Annotated in this window: 6 protein-coding genes; 5 read left to right on the top strand and 1 reads right to left on the bottom strand. The window is 70.7% G+C overall.

The window, feature by feature from the left end:
* The first annotated feature begins 65 nt into the window (after window positions 1-65).
* The 5 genes from QM568_RS03030 to QM568_RS03050 all read left to right on the top strand — a co-directional run bounded on the left by QM568_RS03030 (window position 66) and on the right by QM568_RS03050 (window position 5144).
* On the top strand, window positions 66-1274 hold the full coding sequence (locus QM568_RS03030; RefSeq protein WP_415135686.1) for an MFS transporter: 1209 nt from the start codon (window positions 66-68) through the stop codon (window positions 1272-1274).
* Window positions 1275-1283: 9 nt separating this feature from the next.
* Complete coding sequence (locus QM568_RS03035) at window positions 1284-2042, top strand: alpha/beta fold hydrolase (protein WP_415135688.1); 759 nt, start codon at window positions 1284-1286, stop codon at window positions 2040-2042.
* Window positions 2039-3196 (top strand): acyl-CoA dehydrogenase family protein, encoded by a 1158-nt coding sequence (locus QM568_RS03040; RefSeq protein WP_415135690.1) that lies wholly within the window; start codon window positions 2039-2041, stop codon window positions 3194-3196. Before QM568_RS03035 ends, QM568_RS03040 begins: the two co-directional genes overlap by 4 nt.
* Window positions 3197-3276: 80 nt before the next feature.
* Entirely contained in the window at window positions 3277-3744 is a 468-nt protein-coding gene (locus tag QM568_RS03045) for an Lrp/AsnC family transcriptional regulator (RefSeq protein ID WP_415135692.1), read from the top strand.
* Window positions 3741-5144 carry an aspartate aminotransferase family protein gene (locus QM568_RS03050; protein ID WP_415135694.1) on the top strand — a complete coding sequence of 468 codons (1404 nt, stop codon included), beginning with the start codon at window positions 3741-3743 and terminating at the stop codon, window positions 5142-5144. The genes QM568_RS03045 and QM568_RS03050 overlap by 4 nt, the downstream gene beginning before the upstream one ends.
* Here QM568_RS03050 and QM568_RS03055 read toward each other — a convergent pair.
* The coding region (locus QM568_RS03055) for a helix-turn-helix domain-containing protein (RefSeq protein WP_415135696.1) at window positions 5141-6000 on the bottom strand (860 nt) is incomplete at its 5' end. The two genes, QM568_RS03050 and QM568_RS03055, sit on opposite strands and share 4 nt — an antisense overlap.

Below are 6000 nucleotides of genomic sequence, written 5' to 3' on the forward strand. Positions count from 1 at the left end.
GTGTCGCGGCGTGTCGCCGCGCGCATCCGTTCCGCGGTGTCCGCGACGGGCTGTAGCGTTGTCTGGTGCCGGGATATCAGGACCTTCTTCGCACGCCCGGCGTTGGGCGCATCATCGCCGCCCAGCTGACCGCGCGCTTCCCCAACGGGATGAGCTCGCTGGCGATCCTGCTGCACGTCGAGCAGCAGACCGGCTCCTACGGCGCAGCCGGCCTCGTGCTGGCGGCGACGAGCGTCGGCCAGGCCGTCGCCGGCCCCCTCACCAGCCGCTGGATGGGCGCCTGGGGGATGCGCCGCGTGCTCGCCCTCACCCTCTCGGTGTGCGTGCTCGCCGTCCTGGCGCTCGCGCTGCTGCCGCTGACGCTGCCCGGCTACATGGCCCTCGGCTGCCTCGCCGGCCTGTCGACCCCGCCCGTGCAGTCGGCGGTGCGCACGATCTACCCGAAGCTCGTCACCTCCTCGCAGCTGACGCCCCTCTTCTCCCTGGACGCCTCGCTGCAGGAGATCATCTGGATCCTCGCGCCGGTGCTGATCACCTTCGTCTCCACCCAGGTGGGCACCGTCGAGGGGCTCCTGCTCGTCGCTGCGATCCTCGTCGCGGGAGGTGCGTGGTTCATCCTCTCCCCCGAGGTCGGCCGGGTGCGCATCCCGCGCAGCCGCAACGCCCTCGGCAAGGTCGTCCTCAAGCCTCCGGTGATGCTGGCGACGGTGATCGGGTTCCTGCTCATCGGCGCCTGCGCCGCCGTCGAGGTCGGCGTCGTCGCCTCGTTCGAGCACGGCAGCCTCGCCGCGGGCCTCGTCCTCGCTGTCTTCTCCGTGGGGAGCCTGGCCGGCGGACTCGCGTTCGGCCACATCCCGATCGGACCGTGGGCGATGGCCCGCCGCCTCGTGATCGTGACGATCGGCCTGGCGCTCACGATGGTGATGCTGAACGCCTACTGGCTCGGCGGGACCCTCGTGCTCGCCGGTATCGGCATCGCGCCCGCACTCGCCGTCATCTACGCCATCACGTCGGCGAGCGTGAAGTTCAGCGAGACCGCCGAGGCCTTCGGCTGGGCGAGCACCGGTCAGCTCATCGGAGCCGCAGCAGGCTCCGCCGTCGCCGGCTTCCTCGTCGACGTCGGCGACTGGCGCGGCGCCTACCTCGCCGCCACCCTGTTCGCGGCGGTCGGGCTCGTCGTGGCCGTGGTGTTCGTGCGCTCCTTCCCCGACCTCCGCCATCGCGACGCCTCCCCGATCCCCGACACCGAGCCGGTGCCGACGACCCCGTCGTAGGCTGGGCGCATGCCCGCACCCCTCACCCTGCCCCGCCTGTCGTGGGGAGACCCCGCCTCCGCACGCCGCGCCCTCCTCGTGCACGGACTCGGCTCCTCCGGCGCCCTGATGTGGCGCTTCGGCGATGCCCTCGCCAAAGACGGCTGGCACGCGACGGCGGTCGACCTGCGCGGGCACGGCGACGCACCCCGGTCGCTGGACTACACGATCGCCGCCTACGCCGCGGACCTCGCCGCCACGGTCCCGGAGACGGGCGGATCGTGGGATGCCGTCATCGGCCACTCGCTGGGAGGAGCGACCTCGACGGCGGCCGCGGCATCCGCCCCTTCCTGGACCAGGCGGCTCGTCCTCATCGACCCCGCCATCGCGCTCGGAGAGCGCGATGCGAAGATCGTCCGCAAAAGCCAGGAGCGCGCGTTCGACGACAACCGCATCGAGACGGTGCGCGCCGAGCATCCGCACTGGCACCCGCAGGACATCGAGCTGAAGGTCGACGCCGTGCACCGCTCCAGCCGCTGGGCGGTCGAGCAGACGAGCGCGCAGAACCGCCCGTGGGATGTGCGCGCGGATGCCGCCCGCATCGCCGTGCCCGCGCACGTCATCGGCGCCGACCCCGAGGTGTACAGCATCTTCACCGGCGAGACCGCCGCGGAGGTGCTCGCGGCGAACCCGTTGTTCACGATGAGCGTCGTCGCCGGCGCCGGCCACTCGCTGCATCGCGATGAGCCAGAGGAGTCGCTGCGCCAGCTCCGGGAAGCGCTGTCATGAGTTTCGACCCCGCATCCTTCCTCCCCGACGACCTCCTCGCCCGCATCCGCGATCGGGCACCGATCCACGACCGCGAGAACACGTTCCCGCAGCAGGACCTCGACGAGCTCCGGGAGGCCGGCTACCTCTCGATCCTCGTCCCTCGGGAGCTGGGCGGTGCGGGTCTCGGCCTCGCCGAGGCCGCTCTCCTGCAGCAGCGGCTCGCCACCGCCGCTGCCGCCACCGCCCTCGCCGTCAACATGCACCTGGTCTGGACGGGCGTGGCCAAGGTGTTCTCCGACCGCGGAGTGCCCGGACTCGAGTTCGTCCACACGGGCGCGGTCGCCGGCGAGGTGTTCGCCTTCGGCATCAGCGAGGCGGGCAACGACCTCGTGCTCTTCGGCAGCGGAACGGATGCCGTGCCCACCGGCGACGGCGGATACGCCTTCACCGGCACGAAGATCTTCACCTCCCTCGCCCCGGTCTGGACCCGCCTGGGCCTGCACGGCCTCGACACGACGAGCCCCGACGCCCCGAAGCTCGTCTTCGCCTTCGTCGAACGCACCGACGCCGTCACCACGAGCGACGACTGGGACACCCTCGGCATGCGCGCGACCCAGTCGCGCACGACGCGCCTGGACGGTGCGGCGGCGGATGCCGGACACGTCGTCCGCCGGATCGCCCCGGGGCCGAGTCCTGACCCGATCGTGTTCGGCATCTTCAGCGTGTTCGAGATCCTCCTGGCATCGGTCTACACCGGCATCGCCCGCCGCGCGATCGATCTCGCCGTCGAGACCGTGCACAGGCGCCGTTCCCAGCGCACCGGTCTCGCGTACAGCCAGGATCCCGACATCCGCTGGCGGATCGCCGACATGGGCCTCGCCTACGACGCCCTCCCGCCGCAGATCGCTGCCATCGCTCGCGATGTCGATGAACAGGTCGACCACGGTGCGCGCTGGTTCACATTGCTGTCCGGCGTCAAGCACCGCGCCGTCACGATGGCCAAGCACGTCGTCGACCAGGCCGTGCTCACCGCTGGCGGCAGCGCGTACTTCGCCTCGAACGAGCTGTCGCGCCTGTACCGCGATGTGCTGGCCGGGTCCTTCCACCCCTCCGACCCCGAGTCCGCGCACGCCACCGCGGCGAGCGCCTGGCTCGGACCTGTCGACTCCTGACAGATGGATTCATCTGAATCAGCATCCGCATTCTTCGGAATCGGTTGCCAACGCCCCATCCAAGATGCGAGGATCGCATCATGGCTCCGGCGAAGAAACTCCCCTCGCTCGATGATGTCTCCAAGACCATCATCGAGCTGCTCCAGGAGGACGGACGGCGCTCCTACTCCGACATCGGCAGGGTCGTCGGCCTGAGCGAGGCCGCGGTCCGCCAGCGCGTGCAGCGGCTGACCGAATCCGGCGTCATGCAGATCGTCGCCGTCACCGATCCGATGCAGCTGGGCTTCAACCGCCAGGCCATGATCGGCATCCGCGTGAACGGCGACACCCGTGTGGTGGCCGAGGCCGTCGCGGCCATCGACGCCGTCGACTACGTCGTCCTCACCGTCGGCTCCTTCGACGTCTTCGCCGAGGTCATCTGCGAGGACGACGAAGACCTCCTCTCGCTGATCAACGACCGCATCCGCACCATCGACGGCGTGCTGTCGACGGAGACCTTCATCTACGCCAAGCTGCAGAAGCAGCTCTACAACTGGGGGACCAGATGAGCGCCGACCTCAACGGCACCGGAAGCCAGACCGAGGCGGAGCTCCAGGCGAAGGCCCGCGACCACCTCTGGATGCACTTCACGCGGCAGTCCACGATGGACGCCTCTGGCGTCCCGATCATCGTCAAGGGCGAAGGGCACCGCATCTGGGACTCGAAGGGCAAGGAGTACTTCGACGGGCTCGCCGGGCTCTTCGTCGTCAACGCCGGTCACGGCCGCCGCCGCCTCGCCGAAGCCGCGGCGAAGCAGGCATCCGAGCTCGCCTTCTTCCCGCTGTGGTCCTACGCGCATCCGGCCGCCATCGAGCTCGCCGACCGCCTCGCCGACGAGGCGCCGGGCGATCTCAACCGCGTCTTCTTCTCCACCGGCGGCGGCGAGGCCGTGGAGACGGCGTTCAAGCTCGCGAAGCACTACTGGAAGCTGCGGGGCAAGCCAGCCAAGCACAAGGTCATCTCCCGCGCTGTCGCCTATCACGGCACCCCGCAGGGGGCTCTCGCGATCACCGGCATCCCCGCGATGAAGGCGATGTTCGAGCCGATCACCCCCGGCGGCTTCCGCGTGCCGAACACGAACTTCTACCGCGCAGCGGAGATGGGGGCGCCCGCCGACGACATCGAGGCGTTCGGCCGCTGGGCCGCCGACCGCATCGAGGAGATGATCCTCTTCGAGGGGCCGGAGACCGTGGCCGCCGTCTTCCTCGAGCCGGTGCAGAACTCGGGCGGATGCTTCCCTCCGCCCCCCGGCTACTTCGCGCGCGTGCGGGAGATCTGCGACACCTACGATGTGCTGCTCGTCTCCGATGAGGTGATCTGCGCGTTCGGCCGCCTCGGCCACACCTTCGCCTGCACCGGCATGGGGTTCGTGCCCGACATGATCACCTGCGCCAAGGGCATGACCAGCGGGTACTCCCCGATCGGGGCGACGATCGTCAGCGACCGCATCTACGAGCCCTTCTCGAAGGGGGACACGACCTTCTATCACGGGTACACGTTCGGTGGGCATCCGGTCTCGGCCGCTGTGGCGCTGGAGAACCTCGACATCTTCGACGAGGAGGACCTCAATCGCCACGTGCGCGAGAACTCGCCGCTGTTCCGCGCGGAGCTCGAGAAGCTCGACGACCTGCCAATCGTCGGCGACGTGCGCGGCGACGGGTACTTCTTCGGCATCGAGCTCGTGAAGGACAAGGCGACCCGAGAGACCTTCGACGACGCGGAGTCCGAGCGGCTGCTTCGGGGCTTCCTCTCCCCCGCGCTGTACGAGGCCGGGCTCTACTGCCGTGCTGACGATCGCGGCGACCCCGTCATCCAGCTCGCCCCGCCGCTGACGATCGGACCCGGCGAGTTCCGTGAGATCGAGCAGATCCTCCGCGACGTGCTCACCCGCGCCCAAGGCGTTCTCTAGTCCACCCGCGTGCTTCGGCGCGCCTTCACCGCGAGGTGGAGAGCAGCGAGCGTCTCCCCGTCGTCGAGGTCGGCGTCGAGCAGGTCGCCGATGAGGGCGAGCCGCTGGTAGAAGACCGAGCGGGAGAGGTGGCTCGCGGATGCCGCGGCCGACCTGTTGCCCGGATGCGCGACAAGGGCCGCCAGCACGTCGAGGAGGTCGCCGCGGTGCTCGCGGTCGTGCGCGACGAGGGGCGCCAGCATCCGCTCGCTGTGCGCGTGCAGCCGGTGGTCGTCGCGCAGCGATGCGACGAGGCGCTCGAGCGGGCGCTCCTCGACGCGCCGCACCCGCGGCCCCGCCGCACGCCCGTCGCCGGCAGCGAGGTCGCGCGCGGCGCGGAGCGAGGCGAGAAGATCGAGCAGATCGGATGCCTCCGGCCCCACGAACACGGTGCGCTCGGAGCCGGCGATGCGCAGGGCCAGCTGGTCGGTGAGAACAGCGGATGCTGGCAGCGACAGCAGCGCGACGACGTCACCGCCCACCGGTGCTGCCACCACCTGGCACCCGGCCTGCCGCGCCCGGTACGCCAGTTCGCTCGCCGACACGGCCACCTTGGCGACGATGCCGTGGCAGACGCGGCCCTCGACCGCGAAGCCGCCCGCGGCGAGGCGCGCGACCATGTCGGCGGGGCGGACGAACCGTGCGCCGAGGAGGTCGGTGATGATGCCGCTCTGCGCGAGCAGCGACCACTCGGCGTCCCCGCCGTCTGCGAGGCAGCCGAAGGCGAGCGCGATCGCGCCCTGCTCGAGCACGGTGCGCCGACCGGCCGGGTGCGCGGGCCCCGGCAGCGCCGAGAGCGTGCCCCACCGCACGCCGC

The sequence above is a fragment of the Microbacterium sp. genome (genome assembly GCF_047607465.1).
Taxonomy (GTDB): Bacteria; Actinomycetota; Actinomycetes; order Actinomycetales; family Microbacteriaceae; genus Microbacterium.

Bases quoted from the DNA above. Each gene is read 5' to 3' on its own strand.
- QM568_RS03035 (WP_415135688.1), top strand. From the start codon at position 1,284: ATGCCCGCACCCCTCACCCTGCCCCGCCTGTCGTGGGGAGACCCCGCC.
- QM568_RS03040 (WP_415135690.1), top strand. From the start codon at position 2,039: ATGAGTTTCGACCCCGCATCCTTCCTCCCCGACGACCTCCTCGCCCGC.
- QM568_RS03045 (WP_415135692.1), top strand. From the start codon at position 3,277: ATGGCTCCGGCGAAGAAACTCCCCTCGCTCGATGATGTCTCCAAGACC.
- QM568_RS03050 (WP_415135694.1), top strand. From the start codon at position 3,741: ATGAGCGCCGACCTCAACGGCACCGGAAGCCAGACCGAGGCGGAGCTC.